The 20,926-nt window shown below is 71.3% G+C and carries 18 protein-coding genes; 16 read left to right on the forward strand and 2 right to left on the reverse strand.

Features of this window, described 5'->3' with window-relative positions; all coding sequences use genetic code 11:
- Positions 1 to 68: 68 nt before the first annotated feature.
- The 10 genes from ACIBF5_RS10605 (at position 69) to ACIBF5_RS10650 (ending at position 11,747) form a co-directional block, all read left to right on the forward strand.
- Positions 69 to 2,918: a Na+/H+ antiporter subunit A gene (locus ACIBF5_RS10605; protein WP_396810215.1), complete on the forward strand. Its 2,850-nt coding sequence runs from the start codon at positions 69 to 71 to the stop codon at positions 2,916 to 2,918.
- Entirely contained in the window at positions 2,915 to 3,457 is a 543-nt protein-coding gene (locus tag ACIBF5_RS10610; RefSeq protein ID WP_396810217.1) for a Na(+)/H(+) antiporter subunit C, read from the forward strand. The genes ACIBF5_RS10605 and ACIBF5_RS10610 overlap by 4 nt, the downstream gene beginning before the upstream one ends.
- Positions 3,454 to 4,959: a Na+/H+ antiporter subunit D gene (locus tag ACIBF5_RS10615; RefSeq protein ID WP_396810219.1), complete on the forward strand. Its 1,506-nt coding sequence runs from the start codon at positions 3,454 to 3,456 to the stop codon at positions 4,957 to 4,959. Before ACIBF5_RS10610 ends, ACIBF5_RS10615 begins: the two co-directional genes overlap by 4 nt.
- Positions 4,956 to 5,636 carry a Na+/H+ antiporter subunit E gene (locus tag ACIBF5_RS10620; RefSeq protein WP_396810221.1) on the forward strand — a complete coding sequence of 227 codons (681 nt, stop codon included), beginning with the start codon at positions 4,956 to 4,958 and terminating at the stop codon, positions 5,634 to 5,636. Before ACIBF5_RS10615 ends, ACIBF5_RS10620 begins: the two co-directional genes overlap by 4 nt.
- Complete coding sequence (locus ACIBF5_RS10625; protein WP_396810223.1) at positions 5,633 to 5,893, forward strand: monovalent cation/H+ antiporter complex subunit F; 261 nt, start codon at positions 5,633 to 5,635, stop codon at positions 5,891 to 5,893. The genes ACIBF5_RS10620 and ACIBF5_RS10625 overlap by 4 nt, the downstream gene beginning before the upstream one ends.
- An 11-nt stretch (positions 5,894 to 5,904) precedes the next feature.
- Entirely contained in the window at positions 5,905 to 6,237 is a 333-nt protein-coding gene (gene mnhG, locus ACIBF5_RS10630) for a monovalent cation/H(+) antiporter subunit G (RefSeq protein WP_396810431.1), read from the forward strand.
- Between the two features lie 258 nt (positions 6,238 to 6,495).
- Positions 6,496 to 8,052 carry a M28 family peptidase gene (locus ACIBF5_RS10635; RefSeq protein ID WP_396810224.1) on the forward strand — a complete coding sequence of 519 codons (1,557 nt, stop codon included), beginning with the start codon at positions 6,496 to 6,498 and terminating at the stop codon, positions 8,050 to 8,052.
- A 274-nt stretch (positions 8,053 to 8,326) separates the two neighbouring features.
- Complete coding sequence (locus tag ACIBF5_RS10640; protein ID WP_396810225.1) at positions 8,327 to 9,700, forward strand: hemolysin family protein; 1,374 nt, start codon at positions 8,327 to 8,329, stop codon at positions 9,698 to 9,700.
- Complete coding sequence (locus ACIBF5_RS10645) at positions 9,697 to 10,761, forward strand: hemolysin family protein (RefSeq protein ID WP_396810227.1); 1,065 nt, start codon at positions 9,697 to 9,699, stop codon at positions 10,759 to 10,761. The genes ACIBF5_RS10640 and ACIBF5_RS10645 overlap by 4 nt, the downstream gene beginning before the upstream one ends.
- 110 nt (positions 10,762 to 10,871) lie before the next feature.
- Positions 10,872 to 11,747 (forward strand): sporulation protein, encoded by an 876-nt coding sequence (locus ACIBF5_RS10650; protein WP_396810229.1) that lies wholly within the window; start codon positions 10,872 to 10,874, stop codon positions 11,745 to 11,747.
- A gap of 105 nt (positions 11,748 to 11,852) precedes the next feature.
- Here ACIBF5_RS10650 and leuE read toward each other — a convergent pair whose 3' ends face one another.
- Together leuE and ACIBF5_RS10660 are read right to left on the reverse strand one after the other, a co-directional pair.
- The gene (gene leuE / locus ACIBF5_RS10655; protein ID WP_396810230.1) at positions 11,853 to 12,524 is read right to left on the reverse strand and encodes a leucine efflux protein LeuE; all 672 of its coding nucleotides are present in this window, start codon (positions 12,522 to 12,524) and stop codon (positions 11,853 to 11,855) included.
- The gene (locus ACIBF5_RS10660) at positions 12,521 to 13,768 is read right to left on the reverse strand and encodes a bifunctional pyridoxamine 5'-phosphate oxidase family protein/GNAT family N-acetyltransferase (protein ID WP_396810233.1); all 1,248 of its coding nucleotides are present in this window, start codon (positions 13,766 to 13,768) and stop codon (positions 12,521 to 12,523) included. The genes leuE and ACIBF5_RS10660 overlap by 4 nt, the downstream gene beginning before the upstream one ends.
- 39 nt (positions 13,769 to 13,807) lie before the next feature.
- Between ACIBF5_RS10660 and ACIBF5_RS10665 the strand changes: the two genes are divergently transcribed.
- From ACIBF5_RS10665 to rny, 6 genes are all read left to right on the forward strand, one after another.
- Positions 13,808 to 15,148: an aminotransferase class I/II-fold pyridoxal phosphate-dependent enzyme gene (locus tag ACIBF5_RS10665; protein WP_396810235.1), complete on the forward strand. Its 1,341-nt coding sequence runs from the start codon at positions 13,808 to 13,810 to the stop codon at positions 15,146 to 15,148.
- 163 nt (positions 15,149 to 15,311) lie between these two features.
- Positions 15,312 to 16,013: a UdgX family uracil-DNA binding protein gene (locus ACIBF5_RS10670; RefSeq protein WP_396810237.1), complete on the forward strand. Its 702-nt coding sequence runs from the start codon at positions 15,312 to 15,314 to the stop codon at positions 16,011 to 16,013.
- A 161-nt stretch (positions 16,014 to 16,174) separates the two neighbouring features.
- Positions 16,175 to 16,375 (forward strand): DUF3046 domain-containing protein, encoded by a 201-nt coding sequence (locus tag ACIBF5_RS10675; RefSeq protein ID WP_121159082.1) that lies wholly within the window; start codon positions 16,175 to 16,177, stop codon positions 16,373 to 16,375.
- 184 nt (positions 16,376 to 16,559) lie between these two features.
- Positions 16,560 to 17,606, forward strand: a complete 1,047-nt coding sequence (recA, locus tag ACIBF5_RS10680) for a recombinase RecA (protein ID WP_396810239.1) — start codon at positions 16,560 to 16,562, stop codon at positions 17,604 to 17,606.
- A 221-nt stretch (positions 17,607 to 17,827) separates the two neighbouring features.
- Positions 17,828 to 18,508 carry a regulatory protein RecX gene (locus ACIBF5_RS10685; RefSeq protein ID WP_396810433.1) on the forward strand — a complete coding sequence of 227 codons (681 nt, stop codon included), beginning with the start codon at positions 17,828 to 17,830 and terminating at the stop codon, positions 18,506 to 18,508.
- Between the two features lie 573 nt (positions 18,509 to 19,081).
- Positions 19,082 to 20,752: a ribonuclease Y gene (gene rny / locus ACIBF5_RS10690; RefSeq protein ID WP_396810434.1), complete on the forward strand. Its 1,671-nt coding sequence runs from the start codon at positions 19,082 to 19,084 to the stop codon at positions 20,750 to 20,752.
- Positions 20,753 to 20,926 lie beyond the last annotated feature (174 nt).

Genomic DNA, 20,926 nt, shown 5'->3' on the forward strand with positions numbered 1-20,926 from the left:
ACCGTCTGACCCCCTGTAGCCACAGACCCTTGGACAAGGGCCTGCGATGACCTCTACCTGGAGAACGCATGCTGGTGCTGCTGAGCCTCCACCTCGCGCTGGCGCTGATCGCGCCACTGCTCGTCCGTTGGTGGGGTCGCCGCGCCTGCTACCCGCTGGCGCTCGCCCCGGCGGCCACCTTCGGCTGGGCGGTGGCCCAGACCGGTACGGTCCGTGGCGGCGGCTCGGTGACCGAGACGTACGGCTGGGTCAGCCAACTCCACCTGGAGCTGGCGCTGCGCGTCGACACCCTCTCCTGGCTGATGCTCCTCCTGGTCGGTGGGGTCGGCGCCCTGGTGCTGGTCTACTGCGCCCACTACTTCGCCGCCGACTCCCCGGGACTCGGCCGGTTCGCCGCCACCTTCGTCGGCTTCGCCGGTGCCATGCTCGGCCTGGTCGTCACCGACAACCTGGTCCTGCTCTACGTCTTCTGGGAACTGACCACGGTCTGCTCCTACCTCCTGATCGGTCAGCACCCGGAGAAGTGGGCCAGCCGCCGGGCCGCGTCCCAGGCGCTCGTCGTCACCAGCGCCGGCGGACTCGCCATGCTGATCGGCCTGATCATGCTCGGCGAGCACGCCGGCACGTACCGAATCTCCGAACTGGGCGACGCGCCGCTGCCGACCGGCGGCGCCCTCACCGCCGTCGTGGTGCTGATCCTGGTCGGCGCGTTGACCAAGTCGGCGATCTTCCCGGTCAGCTTCTGGCTGCCGGCCGCGATGGCCGCCCCCACCCCGGTCAGCGCCTACCTGCACGCGGCGGCCATGGTCAAGGCCGGCGTCTATCTGGTGGCTCTGCTCGCCCCGCTGTTGGCCACCGCCACGCCCTGGCGGCCGATGACGCTCGTCGCCGGGGTGGTCACCATGCTCGCCGGTGGCTGGGCCGCGCTGCGCCAGACCGACCTGAAGCTGCTGCTGGCGTACGGCACGGTCAGCCAACTGGGGCTGCTGTTCGTCCTGACCGGTGAGGGGACCAGGGACGCCGCTCTCGCCGGCACCGCCATGCTGCTCGCCCACGCCCTGTTCAAGTCGGCGCTCTTCCTCGTCGTCGGCATCGTCGACCACAGCGCCGGCACCCGTGAGCTGCCTTCGCTCTCCGGGCTCTGGCGACGGATGCCGCTGGTCTGCGCCGCCGCCGTACTCGCCGCCGCGTCGATGGCCGGGGTGCCGCCGCTGCTCGGCTTCGTCGGCAAGGAGGCGTTGTTCGAGGCGTTCCGGCACGATCCGCTCCTGCTTGCCGTCCTGGTCGCCGGCGCGACCCTGACCGTTGCCTACAGCCTGCGTTTCCTCTGGGGCGCGTTCGCCGGCAAGACCGGCCAGCCGCCGACCCCGACCCGACCGGTGGCGCCGACCATGCTCGCCCCGGTCGCAGTGCTCGCCCTGGCCGGGCTGGTGACGGGGGTACTGGCCGGGCCGGTCGACGTCCTGCTCGTCCCGTACGCCGGGCGGTTCGGTCCGGGAAAGTACCACCTCGGGATCTGGCACGGACCCGGCCTGGCGGTCGCTCTCTCCCTGGTCGCGCTCGCCGCGGGCGGGCTGCTCTTCGCGCTGCGCGACCGGTTCGCGCCGATCGTCGCCCGGCTGCGCGCCCCGTTCGACGGCGGGGTCGCCTACGAGCGGACCACGTACTGGCTCGACCGGGTCGCGGTGGAGGTCACCGGCGCCACCCAGCGCGGCTCGCTGCCGCAGTACCTCGGCACCATCCTGGTGGTCCTGGTGGTCGTGCCGGGCGGTGCGCTGCTGCTCGGCCGTCCCTGGCCGGAACGGATCACGCTCTGGCAGAGCCCGGTGCAGTTGATGATCGCAGGAGTGCTCATCACCGCCGCCGTACTCACCGTCCGGGCCCGTCGCCGGCTCACCGCGATGATCCTGGTCGGGGTCACCGGTTACGGCACGGCGATGATGTTCGTCCTCAACGGCGCTCCCGATCTGGCGCTCACCCAGTTCCTCGTCGAGACCGTCTCGATCGTGATGTTCGTTCTGGTCCTGCGCCGGTTCCCGGCCAACTTCTCGGCCCGGCCGCTGCGTCGCAGCCGGTGGCTGCGGGTCGCCATCGGTACGGCGGTCGGGCTGGTCATGACCGGACTCGCGCTCGTCGCGGCGGGTGGCCGGAAGGCGGTGCCGATCTCGGTCGACTTCGCTGAACTCGCCGTCTCGTACGGTCACGGCCGCAACATCGTCAACGTGACCCTGGTCGACATCCGGGCCTGGGACACGATGGGAGAGATCGCGGTGCTGGTGGTGGCGGCGACCGGGGTGGCGAGCCTGATCTTCCAGCGACCTCGGGCCGGCCCCGGCCCGCGTCGGCCGAATGTGGGTCGACGTGCGCACAGCCGCTCCGACCGACGGCGGGAACGGGTCTGGCTGCGGGCCGGACCGACCCTGCGGGACCGTCGTCGTTCGATCGTCTTCGAGGTGGTCACCCGGCTGATCTTCCACACCATCGTGCTCTTCTCGCTGTACCTGGTCTTCTCCGGGCACAACGCACCCGGCGGCGGGTTCAGCGGCGGGTTGGTCGCTGGGCTGGCCCTCGCCGTGCGCTACTTCGCCGGGGGGCGCTTCGAGTTGGACGAGGCGGCACCGGTCGACGCCGGCATGGTGCTCGGCGCCGGGCTCTTCGTCTCGGTCGGCGCCGGCGTCCTGGCCCTGCTGCTCGGCGTCGACGTGTTGCAGAGCGCCGTGGTCGACCTGGTCCTGCCGGTGGTCGGCGAGGTGCACCTGGTCACGTCGCTCTTCTTCGACCTCGGCGTCTATCTGATCGTGGTCGGCCTGGTGCTGGATGTCCTGCGCAGCCTCGGCGCCGAGGTGGACCGGCAGATCGAGGCCGGAATCGGACCGGAAACGGAGCTGGAACCCTTGCGTGAGCGGGAGCTGACATGATCCCCAACCTGGTGCAGGCGTTGGCCGTCGGCGTGCTCGTCGGTGCCGGCGTGACCCTCCTGCTCGAACGCAGCCTGACCCGGGTGCTGCTCGGCGTCATCATGCTCGGCAACGGGGTCAACCTGCTCATCCTGCTCGGCGGTCGGTCGGGGGAACCGCCGATCGTCGGGGTCACGCCGGAGGCGGCGATGAGTGATCCGTTGCCCCAGGCGATGGTGCTCACCGCGATCGTGATCACCCTCGGCATCACCGCGTTCCTGCTGGCGGTCGCGTACCGAAGCTGGCAGTTGTTCGGGCACGACGAGGTCCAGGACGACCTGGAGGACCAGCGGATCATGGTGCTCGCCGAGCGGGACGAGGTGACCGGTGCGGACGAGCGGGTCGCCGGTGCGGACGACGGCCCCGATCCGGAACAGGTACCTGGTCCGGCCGGTCCGTTCACCCGCCCGGACCCCGCCGCCCCCGGCGGCCCCGGTCCCGTCCCGTCTGACGGTCAACCGCCGGCCGGTCCACACCGCCGCCCCGGAGGTGCCCGATGAGGCACCTGGTTCCGTTGCCGGTGGTCATCCCGCTGCTGGCCGCCGCGTTGACCCTGGTCCTGGCCCGCTACCCGGTCGTCCAGCGGATGGTCAGCGTCACCGCCCTCGCCGGTACGCTCGCCGTCGCGATCGCGTTGCTGGCGCTCGCCACCCGGGACGGCCCGCTGGTGGTGTACGTCGGCGGCTGGCCGGCGCCGGTCGGCATTGTGCTCGTCGCCGACCAGCTCTCCGCGCTGATGCTGGTGGTCTCCGCGGCGGTGACCCTCTGCGTGCTGCTCTACTCCATCGGCGAGGGTCGGGCGGACGGGCACGAGGCGAGCCCGGTGGCCATCTACCACCCGACCTACCTGGTCCTGACCGCCGGCGTGACCAACGCCTTCCTCTCCGGCGACCTGTTCAACCTCTTCGTGGGCTTCGAGATGCTGCTGGCCGCGAGCTACGTACTCATCACGTTGAGCGGGACCGGGGTCCGGATCCGTGGCGGTACGACGTACGTGGTGGTCAGCCTCCTCTCCTCGATGATCTTCCTCAGCGCGATCGGGTTGATCTACGCCGCCACCGGCACGCTCAACCTGGCCCAGCTCGCCGGCCGGCTCGACGCCCTCCCGGCGGAACTCCGGCTGGTCCTGCACCTGATGCTGCTGCTCGCCTTCGGGATCAAGGCGGCCGTCTTCCCGCTGTCGGCCTGGTTGCCGGACAGCTACCCGACCGCGCCGGCCCCGGTCACCGCGGTCTTCGCCGGCCTGCTCACCAAGGTCGGTGTCTACGCGATCATCCGTACCGAGACGCTGCTCTTCCCCGACGGGCAGGTGGACGACCTGCTGCTGATCGTCGCGCTCCTCACCATGGTGATCGGCATCCTCGGCGCGGTGGCCCAGTCGGACATCAAACGGCTGCTCTCGTTCACCCTGCTCAGCCACATCGGCTACATGATCTTCGGGGTGGCGCTGACCTCGCTGGCCGGGCTCTCCGGGGCGATCTTCTACGTGGTGCACCACATCACCGTGCAGACGACCCTCTTCCTCGCCACCGGCCTGGTCGAACGACGCGGCGGCAGCACCAACCTCGACCGGCTGGGCGGACTGGCCCGGGTGGCGCCACTGCTCGGCATCCTGTTCCTCGTACCCGCGCTCAACCTCGCCGGCATCCCGCCCTTCTCCGGCTTCCTCGGCAAGCTCGGCCTGCTCCAGGCCGGAATCGCCGCCGGGGGTCTGCTGCCCTGGCTGCTGGTGATCGGTGGCACCCTCACCAGTCTGCTGACCCTCTACGCGACGATGAAGGTCTGGAACCTCGCCTTCTGGCGGGCGCCCCGGCTGGCCGACCCGGACGCACCGGCCGGGCTGTCGCCGATCATGGTGGGGGCCACCCTCGCCCTGGTCGCGCTCGGCATCGGACTCACCGTGGTCGCCGGGCCGCTCTACCGGATCAGCACCGACGCGGCGGACGACCTGAGACAACGTACGCCGTACGTGGAGGCGGTCTTCCCGGTGAGCGTCCGATGAGCGGCCCACCTCCGACCACCACCGGCCGGACGATGACGAGCCGGGGCCGGTGGCGCGACCAACTCGTCACCGTGATCTGGCTGGTGCTGGTCTGGAACCTGCTGTGGGGGGAGTTCACCTGGGGGAACGTGCTCGGCGGCACGCTGGTGGCGCTGGTCGTACTGCTCTTCTTCCCGCTGCCCCGGGTGACCTTCGATGGGCGGATCCGGCCCGTCGCGGTGCTCCGGTTCGCCGGCCGGTTCCTCGTCGAACTGGTCACCGCGAGCTGCCAGGTCGCTTTCGTCGCGGTACGGCCGGGTGCGCCACCGCGCAGCGCGATCCTCGCCGTACCGCTGCGGGTCGGATCGGACCTGAACCTGGCCCTCACCGCCGAGGCGCTCTCCCTGGTGCCGGGCACCCTCATCGTCGAGGCGGTACGCGACACCGGCACGCTCTACGTACACGTGCTCGACGTACGCGACACCGTCGACGTCGAGCGGGCACGGCGTGACGTCCTCGCCCTGGAACGAAGGATCATCCGGGCCACCGGGTCCGCCGCCGAACTGCGCCTGGTGAACGCACCCGGTCCCTTCTCCGACCCGCCCGCTTCGGACCCGCCCGCTTCCGGCCCGTCACCGGATGGGCCGGCTTCCGGCGCACCACCGACCACACGTACCGATGAAGGAGCGTCCGAATGACCGTCGTCGTCATGATCGTCACCGTGCTGCTCAGCGCCGCGGCGTTGCTGGCCCTGTTCCGGATCGTGCGCGGACCGTCCCTGCTCGACCGGGTGGTCGCGACCGACCTGCTGCTGGCCATCATCGTCGGCGCGGTCGGCACCGAGGCCGCGGTCAACCGGCACGCGACCACCCTGCCGATCCTGGTGGTGCTCGCCATCCTCGGCTTCGCCACCTCGGTCGGCGTGGTCCGGTTCGCCGCCCGGGAGAACTCGTGACCGCCGTGGACATGCTCTCCGGAGTCTTCATGGTCGCCGGGGCGCTGCTCAGCCTCGCCGCGGGTATCGGCGTGGTGCGTTTCCCGGACGTGCTCTCCCGGATGCACGCGGCGACCAAGCCGCAGATCCTCGGGCTGCTGCTGATCCTGATCGGGGTGGGGTTGCGGCTGCGTAGCGGCGCGGAGGTCGCCACCCTGGTCCTGGTCGGCGTGTTCCAGTTGGCGACCGCGCCGGTGGCCGCGCAGATGGTGGGGCGGGCGGCCTACCGCTCCGGTCGCCACCGTCCGGACCTGCTCGTGGTGGACGAACTCGCCGCCGCCGCCCCCACCACCCCCGACTCGTAAGGAAGGGCCCCCTGTTATCGGATTCGGTAGAGGAAGGGGCCCTTCTTAACCGGGAGGGGCTTGCCGGGCGGTGCGTGGGTGGGACGAGGGAGCGTCCCAATTTGGGGCAGGTGGGGATTTGGGCGAGGACGTATTGCCGCCGTGCGACCGGATCGCGAACCTATCCAGTGGTGATCGTCGATGTAGCGAGGCGATCGGCTCCGGTGTCGGCCCACCGGCGTCGCCGGAGCGAGCCACCCCCTCAGCCCTGGAGGACATGTGAGATCCCGCCTGCTCCGAGCCGTCGGCATTCCCGCACTGGTCGTCGCCGCCGCGTTCGCGTCGACCAGTGCCGCCCCGTACGCGTCGGCGACCCCGGCCGGTGTCGGGGACCCGGTCGGCGTGCTCGCCGCCCCGGACATCCCGCTGGCCAACGTGAAGGCACACCTGACCCAACTCCAGTCGATCGCCACCGCCAACGGCGGCAACCGGGCGCACGGGCGCCCCGGGTACCTCGCCTCGGTCAACTACGTCCGGGCGCAACTGGACGCGGTCGGCTTCACCACCTCGGTGCAGTCGTTCACGTACAGCGGGGCGACCGGCTACAACCTGATCGCGGACTGGCCCGGCGGTGACCCGAACAACGTACTGATGACCGGGGCGCACCTGGACAGCGTCACCGCGGGACCGGGCATCAACGACAACGGCTCGGGTTCGGCGGCGATTCTGGAGGTGGCGCTCGCGGTGGCGCGGGCGAACCTCACCCCGGCGAAGCATCTGCGCTTCGGCTGGTGGGGTGCGGAGGAGTTGGGGCTGCGCGGGTCGCAGTACTACGTCAACAACCTGCCGGCGGCGGAACGTACGCGGATCAAGCAGTACCTCAACTTCGACATGGTCGGCTCGCCGAACGCCGGCTACTTCGTGTACGACGGGGACAACTCCGACGGTGTCGGCTCGGGCCCCGGGCCGACCGGCTCGGCGCAGATCGAGCAGACCATCCAGGCGTACTTCACCTCCATCGGGGTGCCGACCCGGGGCACCGACTTCGACGGGCGCAGTGACTACGGACCGTTCATCGCCGTCGGCATTCCGGCCGGCGGTACCTTCACCGGCGCCGAGGGCGTCAAGTCCAGCGCCCAGGCCACGCTCTGGGGCGGGACCGCGGGCAGCGCGTTCGATCCCTGCTACCACCGTTCCTGTGACACCACCACCAACATCAACGACACCGCGCTGGACCGGAACGCCGACGCGATCGCGTACGCGGTCTGGGAACTGGCCGCGACCGCCCCACCGCCGGGGACCACGGTCTACGGCGACACCTTCGAGACCGCGACCGGCTGGACCGTGAACCCGGCCGGTACGGACACCGCCACCCTCGGCCAGTGGGTACGTGCCGACCCGGCGGCGACCAGCTCCGGTGTCGCCACCCAGCTCGGCACCACGGTCAGTGGCACGCTCGACCTGGTGACCGGCCCGCTCGCCGGCGCCAGCGCGGGGGATCACGACCTGGACGGCGGGGTCAGCAGCATCCAGTCGCCGCCGATCAGCCTGCCGGGCAGCGGCACCCTGACGCTCTCGTTCTCCTGGTACCTGGCTCACCTCAACAACGCCAGCAGTGCGGACTACCTGCGGGTACGGGTGGTCGGCGGGAGTACGTCGACGGTGCTGAACGTGACCGGTGCGGCCACCAACCGGGCTGCCGCGTGGCAGAGCGCCAGCGTCAACGTCTCGGGTTTCGCCGGGCAGAGCGTACGGATCCTGGTCGACGCGGCGGACGCCAGCGGTGCGAGCCTGGTCGAGGCGGCCGTGGACGACGTGAAGATCGTCCAGAGCTGACCCCGGCACGAAGATCGTCCAGAGCTGACCCCGGCACCGGGTGCCCGGACACCGTACGGATCCGGGCGCCCGGTGTGGCCCGTTCTCCGGCATTCTGCCGTTTATCGTGTCTTATGCACCGGGCCGAGTGGCAGGGGTTCGTCCGAATACCCAGCCCACCCCGATAAACTGTCGGCATGATCGACTCCTCTGCCCAGGAGGGCAGTAGTAGCCAGCCGGGACAGACCCGGCATTTCTCATACCGACCGGCGAACCGGGGAGCCCTGAGCCCTCCGTGTTGATCGCGATCGGCCTTCTTCTGATCATCGTGCTCACTGCCGCGACGGGTTACTTCGTCGCCCAGGAGTTCGGCTACGTCGCGGTCGACCGCGGCAAACTCAAACAACTCGCCGACGCGGGCGACGCCTCGGCGGCCCGCGCCCTCAAGGTCACCGGACGGCTCTCCTTCATGCTCTCCGGCGCCCAACTCGGCATCACCCTGACCGCCCTGCTCGTCGGTTACGTCGCCGAGCCCTTCCTCGGCGACGGACTCGCCGACCTGTTCGGGGTCACCGGCGTACCGGAGGGCATCAGCATGCCGCTCTCCGTCGTGCTCGCCCTGGTCATCGCCACCGTCGTGCAGATGGTCCTCGGCGAGCTGGCGCCGAAGAACCTCGCCATTGCCCGTGCCGAGGCGCTGGCGATGGGGCTCAGCCGCTCGACCCTGATCTACCTGACCATTGCCGGACCGGCGATCCGGCTCTTCGACGCCGCCGCCACCCGACTGCTGCGCCGGGTCGGCATCGAACCGATCGAGGAACTGCCCAGCGGCGCGACCCCGGAGGACCTCGAACAGATCATCGCCGAGTCGCGCGAGGAGGGGCAGCTCGACGTGGCCATGTCGACCCTGCTCGACCGGGGACTGGACTTCCGCCAGCTCACCGCCGCCGAGGCGATGGTGCCCCGGGTGGCGGTGCACACCGTACAGGCCAACGAACCGGTCAGCCGCCTGGTCGAGCTGCTCGACACCGGCCACTCCCGGTTCCCCGTACGCGGCACCGAGGGTGTGGACGACGTGGTCGGAGTCGCCGGCATCTCCGACGTACTCGGGGTGCCACCGGAGCGGCGGGCCACCACCACGGTCGCCGAGGTCGCCGTACCCCCGTTGTTGGTCCCCACCACGCTGCCGCTGCCGACGGTGCTGGACCGGCTCCGGTCCGGGCACCGCCAGCTCGCCTGCGTGGTCGACGAGTACGGCGGCTTCGCCGGCGTGATCACGCTGGAGGACATCGCCGAGGAGCTGGTCGGGCCGATCCGGGACGAGGACGACCCGCCCGAGCCGACCCCCACCCGGCAGCCGGACGGCTCCTGGGTGGTGCCCGCCCGTTGGCGGATCGACGAGGTCGCCGACAGCACTGGCATCGCCCTGCCCGAGGCCCCCGAATACGACACCCTCTCCGGGTTGGTGATGCGGGAGCTGGGTCGGGTGCCGGAGGTCGGTGACCGGCTGGAGATCAACCTGTCGGCCGAGTCCGACCACCCGCGTCCGCAGCAGCCCAAGGCACTGGTCGAGGTGCTCGCGGTCGACCGGCACGTCGCCGACTCGGTCCGCCTGGCGGTGGTCGGCGCGCTCGGCGCCGGGTCCGAGCAGCCCGAGGTGAAGGCATGAGTACGACCTGGGCACTGCTCATCTCCATCCTGTTGCTCGCGCTGAACGGCTTCTTCGTGGCGGCCGAGTTCGCGCTGGTCGCGAGCAAGCGCTACCGACTGGAACAGGCCGCCGCCTCCGGTGGCCGCGCCGCCAAGGCGGCCCTGGACGGGGTACGCGAACTGGGCCTGATGCTCGCCGGGGCACAGCTCGGCATCACCGTCTGCACGCTGGGACTCGGTGCGCTCGCCGAACCCGCGATCGAACACCTGGTCAGCCCGGTGCTCGGCGCGGTCGGTCTGCCCGAGGCGCCGAGTCACGTGATCGCCCTGCTCTTCGCGCTGCTGCTGGTCACGTTCCTGCACCTGGTCGTCGGTGAGATGGCGCCGAAGTCGTGGGCGATCACCGATGCCGAGCGCTCGGCGGTGCTGCTGGCGCTGCCGTTCCGGGGCTTCGCCCGGGTGGCCCGCCCGGTGCTCACCGCGCTGAACGGGCTCGCCAACGCGACTCTGCGGCTGGCGAAGGTACGGCCGCAGGACCAGTTGGCCCAGGTGCACGGGCCGGAGGAACTGCGGATGCTGCTGGAACAGTCGGCCGAGCACGGGCTGCTCGCCGCCGACCAGCAGCAACTGCTCACCAGCATGCTGGAGTTGCAGGGCACCACGGTGGCCGACGTGATGGAGCCGGTCGACCGGATCGTCTCGGTACGCCGGGACGACAGCGCGGACCGGATCGAGGCGGTGAGCCGGGACAGTGGCCGGTCCCGGCTGGCCGTACTGGACCGGCCGGGTGTGGTGGCCGGAATGGTGCACGTCCGCGAGGCGGTACGGGCCACCACGGCCGGCCGGCCGGCGACGGCGGGGGAGCTGATGACGCCGGTGTTCAGCCTCGCCGCCACCGCGACGGTGACCGAGGCGGTGGCCGCCATGCGGGCCCGCCAGGCGCAACTGGCGTTGGTCACCGATCGGGCCGGGGTGGGTCGGCCGGTCGGCTTCGTGGCTCTGGAGGACCTCCTGGAGGAGGTCATCGGGGAGTTCGACGACGAGACCGATCCGGTCCCCCGAGGCCGCCGACTCCGCTGACCGGCTCCGGCTGACCCCGCTCGCCCGGCACGGCGTTAGGAAGGGCCCCTTGTACATCGGAATCCGATAACAAGGGGCCCTTCCTTACCCGCTGGGGGAGGATCGGGGATGTGCCACCGGATGCGGGGTTCGCCGTCCGTACCGTGCTGACCAATCCGAGCACCCGTCCCGGGCTGCTCCTGTCGGGACAGGTCACCATCGTCGGCGGCAGCGAGGCGGTGCCGGTCGACCACGTGGTGCTCGGCCTGGTGACCCGGGTCGAACCGGCCGACGGCGGCGACGGTTACGTCGACGTGGAGTTCGGTCGGGTGCCGGTTGCCGGGGCGGTGGTGCTGGCACCGGGGGAGTGCCGGGCGGTCACCTTCGCCGTACCCATGCCCTGGGAACTGCCGGTCACCGTGGTCGACGGCCGTCCCCGGCTCAACCTGCCGATGGATCTGCGGACGGAGGTGGCCCTCGGCCGGTGCCTGGACCGGGGCGGGCTGAGCCGGATCTTCGTCCATCCGCTGCCGGCCCAGGAGCGCATCCTGGAGATGTTCGGTGAACTGGGTTTCACGCTGCGTCAGGTCGGGTTGCAGCAGGGGAACCTGCCCGGGGTCGAGCAGACCCTGCCGTTCCACCAGAAGATCGGCTACTGGGCGGCACCGCTCTACGGTGGTCCGTTCTCCGAGATCGAACTGACCTTCCTGGCCGGCGCCGAGGAATTGCAGGTGGTATTCGTCCTGGACCGCCGGCTCGCGCTTGCCGGGGCGAGCCATGTGAGCGTGACCCGGTTCCGGGTCCGGCACGCCGACGTGGACCAGCTCAACTGGGTCAGGGTGGTGGACAGTTGGGTCCGGCACGCAGCGGCCCGACACGCCGCGGTCCGCTCTGGAGCCAAGGATGGCCCGCCGCTACCCGAGTCGGTCGACACTTCCCGGCCGCCGGACCTTCCGCCGGAGGGCGAGGGCATCTCCGGCACCGCCGGCGGCGGGAGCGGCATCTGACCCACCCTCGCAGGCCGCCGCGCGGACCCAGCCTGCCCGTGCGGACTCAGCCTGCCCGTGCGGACTCAGCCTGCCCGTGCGGACTCAGCCCGCGCTGGCGGTGGTTCAGCCCGCGCTGGCGGTGGCGAGTTTCAGGCCGAAGCCGAGGAAGAGCACCCCGACGCCGCTGGTCACCGCCGCCGCCAATCGCCGCCGCCTGCGGAACTGGGCCGCCAGGTAGGTGCCGGTGAGGATCAGCACGGTCAGGTAGAGCACGCTGGCGACCTGCGCGATCAGCCCGAGCACCAGGAACGACAACGCCGGGTAGGAGTAGGTCGGGTCGACGAACTGGATGAAGAACGAGATGAAGAAGAGGATCGCCTTCGGGTTGAGCAGGCTGATCACGGCGGCCCGCCGGAACGGGCTGCGGGCCGCGGTCGGTTCGGCCGCGTCGATCAGCCGGGGCGCCGACGGGTCGTTGCGGGACCGCCAGCGCCGCCACGCGCCGCGCAGCATGGTCAACCCGACATAACCGAGGTACGCGGCACCGCCGTACTTGATCACCATGAAGATCGGTGGGTACGCCTGGAGCAGCGAGGCCACACCGGCGGCGGAGAGCACCATCAGCACGGTGTCGCCGAGGAACACCCCCGTCGCCGCCTGGTAGCCGACCCGTACGCCGCTTTTGGCGGCGGTGGAGAGCACGAAGAGCGAGTTCGGCCCGGGCAGCAGCACGATGGCGACGGTGCCCAGCACGTACGTCCAGATGTCGGTGATCCCCAGCACGGGCGCCATCATCGCGCCTCCGGTGCTTTCCGGCGAAGCATTTCCTGGAGCGTGATCTGTGCCTTCGGCCACTCGTCGGCGGTCATCGCATAGAGCACGGTGTCCCGCCACGAGCCGTCGGGCCGTTGCCGGTGGCGCCGCAGCACCCCTTCGCGCTGGGCGCCGAGTCGTGCGATCGCCTGCTGGGAGCGGGCGTTGCGGATGTCGGTGTGCCAGGCGACCCGTTCCGCTCCCAGTTCCTCGAAGGCGCGGGTGAGCAGCAGCAGCTTGGCCTCGGTGTTGATCCCGGTACGCCAGTGCGCCCGGCCCAGGAAGGTGTGCCCGATCGCGACCGTCCGGCGGGCCTCGTCGATCTCGTAGTAGGAGGTGCTGCCGACGATCGCGCCGGTCCGGGCGCAGCGCTGCACCCACGGCACCCGCTGGCCGGTGTGGTGGGCGCGGAGCGCTTCCGCGACGATCGCGGCCAGTTCGTCGCGGTGTCGGGGGCGTGGGTGTGCGAGGTGGCGCCAGACCTCTTCGTCGTCGGTGGCCGCGTGGAGCTCGTCCGTGTGGGCCGGGTCGAGCGGTTCCAGCCGGACGTGTGCGCCGGTCATGATGGTCGGGGTGTGCCAGGGCGAACGGGGAGGGCGCAGGTAGTCGGGGATCGGGGCGCTGACTCCCGTGTCCGGCTCGGGTGGGCCGGACACCATCCGCAGCGGCACCACCCCGGCCCAGTACGGCAGGGCGTAGTCCTCGGGTTCGTCGACCACCGGGCCGACCCGGGCCCGGACCGAGACCTCGCGCAGCGGCAGGGCGAGCACCGCGGTCTCGGCGAGTTCTTTCCGGGTCGGAGGTCGGCTCTGCGCCGCCCGGCCCCGGCCCACCTTCTCGACCAGCGCCGTCATCGCGGCCCGCTTCTCCGCCTCGTCGGTGACCAGGTGTGCGGTGCCGTGCGCGATGACCGAGCGGTAGTTGGCGCTGTGGTGGAACTGGGAGCGGCCGTAGACCAGTCCGTCCAGCAGCGTGACGCTGAGGCAGACCGGGAGCCCGTCCGGTCCCCGGGCGGCGAGCAGTGGCCGGCTGCCGGTGGAGCCGTGCAGGTAGACCGTCTCGTCGACGCGGACGTGCAGGGTCGGCAGCACCCGGGGTTCGCCGTCCACGGTGAAGGCCAGTGCGCAGTGGTACGCCTCGTCCAGGATCTCGTGCGCGGCGGCCCGCTGATAGTCCATCCGGTTTCGGCCTCGGCTGGCGGTGGTCCGTTCCGTCTGCTGGTACACCTGGCGCCTCCCCCATTGTTCTAGTACAATCTGCTAACTGTGGCAGCACATTATCAGGTCGAGGGTGGTACGGCAGCCGAGATTTCAGCCAGCGTGGAAACCGGCGTACGCACCGGCGCGCTCCCCCCGGGCGCCGTCCTGCCGTCGGTGCGGGCTCTCGCCGAACGCCTCGCCGTCAGCCCGGCCACCGTGGCCAAGGCGTACCAGGCGCTGCGCCAGCGCGGACTGGTGGAGACCGCCGGACGGCACGGCACCCGGATACGGCACCGCCCACCAGTCGCCGCAGCCCGCTCGGCGCTGCGGGTGCCACCCGCAGCCGGCGCACTTGACCTCTCCACCGGCGAACCCGACCACCGGCTGCTCCCCTCACTCGGCCCGCACCTCGCCGACCTCGCCGCCACCACCGGCGACCCGATCGGCTACGCCGACGCGGGCGTGCTGCCCGAGTTGGTCCGGCTCGCCAGCCGGCGACTCGCGGCCGACGGCGTGCCGACGGACGCGGTCACCGCGACCAACGGGGCCCTCGACGGGATCGAGCGGCTGCTCACCGCCCACCTACGTCCCGGCGACCCGGTCGGGGTCGAGGATCCCGGCTGGGCCAACCTGCTCGACCTGGTCGCCGCGCTGGGGCTGCGACCGGTCGGGGTGCCGGTCGACGACCACGGACCCACCCCGCACGGCGTACGGGCCGCGCTCGCCGTCGGCGTACGCGCCCTCGTGGTCACCAGCCGGGCGCAGAACCCGACCGGTGCGACCGTCACCGCCGACCGGGCGACGGAACTGCGCGAACTGCTCCGGACCCGGCCCGACCTGCTGCTGGTCGAAGACGACCACGCCGCCGAACTCGCCCAGGTGCCACTGCACAGCCTCGCCGCGACGACCCGGAGTTGGGCCTTCGTCCGGTCGGTCAGCAAGCCGTACGGCCCGGACCTGCGCCTGGCCGTGCTCGCCGGGGACGAGGCAACCGTCGCCCGGGTGGCCGGCCGAATGCGGGTCGGTGCGGGCTGGGTCTCCACCCTGCTGCAACGGCTCGCGATCCGGCTCTGGCGGGACCCGGCGGTGGACGCCCAGGTGCGGGCTGCGGGGGAGAGCTACCAGCGCCGCCGCCAGGCACTCCGGGCGGCGCTGGCGCGGCGCGGCGTGACCAGCCACGGCGAGACCGGAATCAACGTCTGGTTGCCGGTGCCGGACGAGACCCGCGCGGTCGCCGGGCTCCGGGACGCCGGGTACGCGGTCGCTCCCGGTGCGCTCTACCGGCTCGGCACCGGACCGGCCGTCAGGATCACCATCAGCCCGCTCACCGACGACGACATCGAGCCGCTCGCCGACGCGCTGCTGCGGGCGACCGCCGTCGACGCACCGTCCCCCTTCGGCGCCTGAGGCGCGGTCGTGCCGGTGACCGGCGGGCGTCGGGACCAGTGAGCGGGGGATCGGTGAGCGGGGGATCGGTGAGCGGGGGACCGGGCGGCGGTCCGGTCGGCCGGTGGGGGACGGCGAGGCGGATGTGGGCGTGACTGCGGCGCAACGGGGTAGGAGAGCACCCATGGCGCAGACCCGGACCGCCCCCGGCGCACAGGAGTTCGTCCCGCCCGGCGTACGCAGCCTGACCGCACTGCGCGAGGCCGCCGCCTCCTGTCGGGGCTGCGAGCTGTACGCCGACACCACCCAGACGGTCTTCGGTCGGGGTGCCGCACGCGCTCCGGTGGTGATGATCGGCGAGCAGCCCGGCGACGTCGAGGACCGGGAGGGGGTGCCGTTCGTCGGCCCGGCCGGGAAGGTGCTGCGTCGGGCGGTCGACGACGCCGGACTGGAGCCGCGCCAGCTCTACCTCAGCAACGCGGTGAAGCACTTTCGGCACACGGTGCGGGGTAAACGGCGGCTGCACCAGACCCCGGACCAGGTGCACATCGTCGCCTGCCGGCCCTGGTTGGTCGCCGAGTTCGCCCTGCTGCGCCCACGGGTGATCGTGGTGCTCGGGGCGATCGCGGCGAAGGCACTGCTCGGCCCGTCGTTCCGGGTGACCAGGGAGCGCGGGGTGCTGCTGCCGTGGCCCGAGTCGGCCCAGCGCCCGGCCGACTTCACCCGGCCGCCGGCCGCCGCGAACGGCCGGGTCGGGCCGGTGGAACCCACCCGGCTGCTGGCCACCATCCACCCGTCGGCCGTGCTGCGCGCCGACGACCGGGAGGAGGCGTACGCCGGTCTGGTCGCCGACCTGACCGTGGTCGCCCGGGCGTTGGCCGCCTGACGTACGCCGGCCGGTCCGGGGCATCCGGGCGGGGCCTGGTCGTCGTCGCCGCGTCCGTTCGCGGTGACGGTGCCGATGGCGCTAGCGTTGGCGACCGCGTCCGATGGTGGCGCGGTGGTGCCGGCGGTGGAGCCGGGCCTGGACGCGAGGGGGTTGGACCGGTGCGGCTGACAGACTTCTGGGAGCGTCTGGAGCAGGTGTTCGGCCGGGCGTACGCGACCAGCATCGCCGCTGATCAGGTGCTGTCCCAGTTGGGCGGCCGAACGGTTCGGCAGGCGCTCGCCGAGGGCGAGGAGACGGTGGTCGTGTGGCGCGCGGTGGTCGCCGCGTACCCCGATCGAGTGCCGGCCCGACTACGCTGAGCTGCCGTTATGCCAATGCGGCGTGTCGTGCATGCTGTCGTACACATGTTCGGCTATTGTCCACAGCTGGGGTGCTCGTCCACAGCTCACGGCCGGTCGGCTGTTTTCTGTCGGACCTAGCGCCTAGCGTGTCCGCGTGACGAAAAGTTCAGCAAAGACGCCGGCGAAGGCAGGGGTGGCAACCATGGCGCCAGGACCTGACCGGGAGAAGGCACTAGACCTTGCTCTCGCTCAGATCGACAAGCAGTTCGGCAAGGGCTCGGTGATGCGACTTGGCGAGCGGCCGGTCGTACAGACCGCGGTCATCCCGACCGGCTCGATCGCGCTCGACGTGGCACTCGGTGTCGGGGGTCTGCCCCGGGGCCGGGTGATCGAGATCTACGGACCGGAGAGCAGCGGTAAGACCACCGTGGCGCTGCACGCGGTGGCCAGCGCGCAGCGGGCCGGCGGCATCGCCGCCTTCATCGACGCCGAGCACGCGCTCGACCCGGAATACGCCAAGGCGCTCGGGGTCGACACGGACGCGATGCTGGTCTCCCAGCCGGACACCGGTGAGCAGGCGCTGGAGATCGCGGACATGCTGATCCGCTCCGGCGCGCTCGACATCATCGTGATCGACTCGGTGGCCGCACTCGTGCCGCGGGCCGAGATCGAGGGCGAGATGGGCGACAGCCACGTCGGCCTCCAGGCCCGGTTGATGAGCCAGGCGCTGCGGAAGATCACCGGTGTTCTCAACAACACCGGCACCACCGCGATCTTCATCAACCAGCTCCGGGAGAAGATCGGCGTCATGTTCGGCAGCCCGGAGACCACCACCGGTGGTCGGGCGCTGAAGTTCTACGCGTCGGTCCGGCTCGACGTGCGCCGGATCGAGAGCCTCAAGGACGGCACCGACGTGGTCGGTAACCGGACCAGGGTCAAGGTGGTGAAGAACAAGGTCGCCGCGCCGTTCAAGCAGGCCGAGTTCGACATCATGTACGGCAAGGGCATCTCCCGCGAGGGTTCGCTGATCGACGTCGGGGTGGAGCAGTCGATCATCCGTAAGTCCGGCGCCTGGTACACGTACGACGGTGACCAGCTCGGCCAGGGCAAGGAGAAGGCCCGGGAGTTCCTCAAGGAGAACCCGGACGTGGCCGCCGAGATCGAGAAGAAGATCCTGGAGAAGCTCGGCGTCGGTGTCAGTCAGAGTGACGCCGCCGGCGGGCCGGAGCTGCCGCCGGTGGACTTCTGACCGACCGCTGATCCTTTCTCCTCATTGTGGCGGGACGACGTGGTGCCCGGTCGGGGCGCGGCTGGGATGCCGCACCACCCCGATCGGGGGGTAGCACTGTGGGGCGTTCGCGGCGGGGCCGTACCGCGAACGCCGATCCGACCGGGAGCGGCGGCGATCTGCTCGCTCCCGACCCGAACGGCTGGTCCGAGGACGAGCAGGGGTGGCCCGACGGCAGCACGCTGGCGTCCGCCTCCGACCTGCCCGGTGCCGGTGGGCCCGGCAGCGGCTCCGAGCAGCCGGAGAGCGGTGGTCGTCGGCGTGGTCGGGGCCGGGACGACGCCGCCCCGGTTCCGCCCCGCGACGAGGCGGAACTGGCCCGGGAGATCTGTTTGCGCCAGCTCGCCGTGCGCCCGCGCACCCGGGCGGAGTTGGCCGGCGCGCTGAGCCGGCGGGGGATCAGTGAGGAGATCGCCCACCAGGTGCTCGACCGCTACGACGAGGTCGGCATCATCGACGACGCCGCCTTCGCCCGTGCCTGGGTCACCAGCCGCCATCAGGGGAGAGGGCTGGCCCGCCGGGCTCTCGCCAACGAGTTGCGCCAGCGCGGTGTCGACCGTGACATCGCCTCCGAGGCGCTCGGCGAGTTGGACGAGACGACCGAGGAGGAGACCGCCCGCGCGTTGGTGGAGCGGAAACTGCGCACTGCCCGGGGCACGCCGGAGGCGGTGTTCCGGCGCCTGGTGGGCATGCTCGCCCGTAAGGGCTATCCGCCGGGGGTGGCGATCCGGGCGGTGAAGGACGCTCTTGCCGCGCAGAGCGCGGAGGCGGCCGAGTTCGCCGAGTACATCGACCCGGACGCGTTGGCCGACGCCGAGTCCGAACTGGACCGCAGTGCCCGCGCGGAGGACCCGCCGGGTTGACGGCCGGAGCACCCGGTGGCCTGGCTCGTCCGGGTATGCCCGACCCTTTATGAGCTGCGGGTAGGCATCCGTGTGCCGTACGTCCGACTCATGCTGGATCATGAGTCCTTGACCGAAGGGCACCTCGCGACCTAGCCTCGCGTTACAGGTGAGACTGCCCGACCATTGCAGGCTAAACGCACAACATAGATCGCGTAACAGTACGGCATCACTTTGGCCAGTTCAGAGGCCAGATAGGCCGTTGCCGGACAGGCCGGTCCGGTAACGGCGCACACGGTTTTCGGCCCTCGGCGGTGTACCCCAACACACCGCCGATGGAGCCTATCCTCGGCCAGCCGCCTCGGTCGGGCGTCTCAACAGCCGTAGGGCGCGTGACCAGGAGGGCGACCCTCCGGCGCCGGGACGGTGAGGGGAGGCGGCCATGACCGGGCGCGGGGACATCGGGTTGAGTCGCTGTGAGGCGTCGGCATGAGCGCGCTTGAGTGGGGACTGCTCGCCGCGATCGCGGTGCTCGCCGCCCTGGTGCTGACCGGACTGGTCCTGGGCGCACGGGCGCTGCGCCGGCTCGGCGTCATGGGGGCCGGTCCAACCACCGACGACCCTGCTTTCGTCGCCGAGAAGGACCGTCAGGAGCAGTCGCTGGCGGCGCTGCGACTGGCGGCCGACGAGGCGTACTCGACGGTCGACGCGGCCAAGTCGGCGGCCGCCGCGGCCCGGGCCGAGGCCGCCGCCGCCAAGGCCGAGGCGAGCGCCGCGCGGGCCGAGGCACGTCGGGTCCTGGACGCGGCCCGGGTCGAGGCGGACACCGTGCTCGACCGGGCGCACCGTCAGGCGGAGGCCGACGCCGAGCAGGTGCGGACCGCGGCGCGGCGCAGCGGTGAGCGGGAGATCGCCTCGCTGGCGGCCACCACCAAGGAACAGGCCGTCGAGGTCGAGCGGCGGGCTCAGCGGATGGACGAGCGCGAGCGGTTGCACACCGAGGAGGTCGAGCGGCTGGCCGAGCGGGAGCGCCGACTCACCACCGCCGCCGGCGAACTGACCGGTCGGGAGGGCGCACTGACCGTCCGGGAGGCGGCGCTCGCCGAGGCGGAGGAGCAACGTCGCCGGGAGATGGAGCGGATCGCGGGGCTCACCGCCGACGCCGCCCGGGGTGAGCTGGTCGAATCGATCGAGGGACAGGCCAAGCGCGAGGCGGCGATCCTGATTCGGGACATCGAGGCCGACGCGCGTAACACCGCCGACCAGCGGGCCCGGCACATCGTCGTCGACGCCATCCAGCGGGTCGCCAGCGAGCAGACCGCGGAGAGTGTGGTCAGTGTGTTGCACCTGCCGGGCGACGAGATGAAGGGTCGGATCATCGGGCGGGAGGGGCGCAACATCCGCGCCTTCGAGTCCGTCACCGGAGTCAACCTGATCATCGACGACACCCCCGAGGCGGTCCTGCTCTCCTGCTTCGACCCGGTACGCCGGGAGATCGGCCGCCTCACCCTGGAGAAACTGGTGCTGGACGGCCGGATCCACCCGCACCGGATCGAGGAGGTCTTCGAGACCGCCCGGCACGAGGTGGAGCGGCTCTGCCAGCGGGCCGCCGAGGACGCGCTGGTCGAAGTCGGGATCACCGAGATCCACCCGGAACTCGTCACCCTGCTCGGCCGGTTGCGTTATCGGACGTCGTACGGGCAGAACGTGCTCAAGCACCTCGTCGAGACCGCGCACATCGCCGGCATCATGGCCGCTGAGCTGCGCCTGGACGCGCCCACCATCAAGCGTTGCGCGTTCCTGCACGACATCGGCAAGGCGCTCACCCATGAGGTGGAGGGAAGCCACGCGCTGATCGGCGCCGACCTGGCCCGTAAGTACGGGGAGTCGGAGGAGGTCGTGCACGCGATCGAGGCGCACCACAACGAGGTGCAGCCGCAGACCATCGAGGCGGTTCTCACCCAGGCGTCGGACGCCTGTTCCGGTGGTCGGCCGGGCGCCCGCAGGGAGAGCCTGGAGGCGTACGTCAAGCGGCTCGAACGGATCGAGGAGATCGCCGGCGGTAAGTCGGGTGTGGAGAAGGTCTTCGCGATGCAGGCGGGCCGGGAGATCCGGGTGATGGTGAAGCCGGACGACGTCGACGACATCGGCGCGGCCGTGCTGGCCCGGGACGTGGCGAAGCAGATCGAGGAGGAGCTGACCTACCCGGGTCAGATCCGGGTCACCGTCGTACGCGAGTCCCGGGTCACCGAGATCGCCCGTTGACCGAGGCCGGGGCCGGGCGCTCCGGCTCTGCTCCTGCGCCCCTTGCCCGATACTCGTAGGGACTCCGTAGGCAGTACGGAAAACGTCCCCGCCGGGATCGCATTGCTGCTTTCCTGGCGGGGACGCTCTGTCGAACCGGAACGTCTCCTACTGCCCCGGGGGGGCTCCCTGCTG

The organism is Micromonospora sp. NPDC050417, assembly GCF_044458865.1.
Taxonomy (GTDB): Bacteria; Actinomycetota; Actinomycetes; order Mycobacteriales; family Micromonosporaceae; genus Micromonospora_G.

What these genes read in the sequence shown, in the direction of transcription:
- ACIBF5_RS10620 (WP_396810221.1), top strand. Translation starts at nt 4,956, where the DNA reads ATGAGCGGCCCACCTCCGACCACCACCGGCCGGACGATGACGAGCCGG.
- rny (WP_396810434.1), top strand. Translation starts at nt 19,082, where the DNA reads ATGGGGGCCGGTCCAACCACCGACGACCCTGCTTTCGTCGCCGAGAAG.
- ACIBF5_RS10670 (WP_396810237.1), top strand. Translation starts at nt 15,312, where the DNA reads ATGGCGCAGACCCGGACCGCCCCCGGCGCACAGGAGTTCGTCCCGCCC.
- recA (WP_396810239.1), top strand. Translation starts at nt 16,560, where the DNA reads ATGGCGCCAGGACCTGACCGGGAGAAGGCACTAGACCTTGCTCTCGCT.
- mnhG (WP_396810431.1), top strand. Translation starts at nt 5,905, where the DNA reads ATGCTCTCCGGAGTCTTCATGGTCGCCGGGGCGCTGCTCAGCCTCGCC.
- ACIBF5_RS10615 (WP_396810219.1), top strand. Translation starts at nt 3,454, where the DNA reads ATGAGGCACCTGGTTCCGTTGCCGGTGGTCATCCCGCTGCTGGCCGCC.
- ACIBF5_RS10605 (WP_396810215.1), top strand. Translation starts at nt 69, where the DNA reads ATGCTGGTGCTGCTGAGCCTCCACCTCGCGCTGGCGCTGATCGCGCCA.
- leuE (WP_396810230.1), bottom strand. Translation starts at nt 12,524, where the DNA reads ATGATGGCGCCCGTGCTGGGGATCACCGACATCTGGACGTACGTGCTG.
- ACIBF5_RS10625 (WP_396810223.1), top strand. Translation starts at nt 5,633, where the DNA reads ATGACCGTCGTCGTCATGATCGTCACCGTGCTGCTCAGCGCCGCGGCG.
- ACIBF5_RS10645 (WP_396810227.1), top strand. Translation starts at nt 9,697, where the DNA reads ATGAGTACGACCTGGGCACTGCTCATCTCCATCCTGTTGCTCGCGCTG.
- ACIBF5_RS10610 (WP_396810217.1), top strand. Translation starts at nt 2,915, where the DNA reads ATGATCCCCAACCTGGTGCAGGCGTTGGCCGTCGGCGTGCTCGTCGGT.